Here is a 1,083-nt window from a genome sequence, read left to right on the forward strand (position 1 = left end):
CCGTGAGGCGGGCCTGGTCTGGGTCCAGCTCCACGGGGACCGCTCACCCGCCGACGTCCGGACAGTGCACGACGCCGGGATGAAACTGATCAGGGCCGTCACCATGGCCGCCGCGCCGGAGGCCTTTAGCGACTGGGGCGAGGATTTGCTCCTGATCGACGCCGCCGTGCCAGGCTCAGGCGAGGCCTGGGACTACGGCTCGGTCCGGGCCAAGGCCCTGACCGGACGCAAGTGGCTGCTCGCCGGCGGTCTCGATCCCGCCAACGTGGCCCGGGCGGCGGCGGAGGCCGGGGCGTGGGGTGTCGATGTGTCCTCCGGGGTCGAGTCGGCGCGCGGCATCAAGGACTTGGCCAAGATCGGGGATTTCGTGCGGGCGGCCAAGGCGCCTGAATGAAGCTGGGCCGCCCGCGGACCATCTGAGGGGCTAGGAGCGTTTGATGACGACGTCATCGATGTATTCGTCGCCCTTTTGCCGGTTGTGCTCGGCCCCGAGCTGTACTTTGCTTAGGCTGCTCCCGAGCATTTGGACGCTCGAGCTGCTGTAGCGCTGCACGCCGTCGAACCATACCTGGATTGTTGACGAATTGCCGTTGGCGGTCACCCGCATGGACACATGGTGCCAGGCGCTCAGAGAGATGCTGCTGGAGATCAGCTTCGTGTAGACAAAGCTGCCACTCGGTGACGTGACCCGGAGCCACAGCTGCCCGTTGCTGTTGTAGCGGTAGATGTCCGCGACTCGGGTGGAGCCGGAGAAGAAACGGAAGTACGGGACGTCATTGCCGGAAACGCCGGCAACAGTGATATTGAACCAGCCGTCTGCGTACGAGGTCTTGGTCCCCGAGGAAAACGAAGGCGAGGAGAGGTTTGCGAGCGAGCCGGAATCGGTGGTCACGTGCAGCTTGGCCGCATGCGTCCCGGTGTGGGGCCGCGAAGTGGACATCGTTGCGGTGCCGGTGCCGGACACTTTGGGGACGAGGCCGCAAAAGCCGCCCGCTTCAAAACTGGTGGCGAGCACGACGGTGCCCGGATAGGAATTTGTCGGTGCCGGGCTGCAGGTTGCGGCGGTGGCAGCCTGGGCGGAAC

Annotated in this window: 2 protein-coding genes; one reads left to right on the plus strand and one right to left on the minus strand. The window is 65.7% G+C overall.

The features are described 5' to 3' along the window. Positions 1 to 394: phosphoribosylanthranilate isomerase (locus LQV45_RS34940; protein WP_230012568.1), on the plus strand; the 394-nt coding region annotated here is incomplete at its 5' end. A 30-nt stretch (positions 395 to 424) separates the two neighbouring features. Here the strand turns inward: LQV45_RS34940 and LQV45_RS34945 are convergent. Continuing rightward, a partial coding sequence (locus tag LQV45_RS34945) for a hypothetical protein (RefSeq protein ID WP_230012571.1) occupies positions 425 to 1,083 on the minus strand: 659 nt, incomplete at its 5' end.

This window comes from Microbacterium sp. Bi128, from assembly GCF_918698205.1.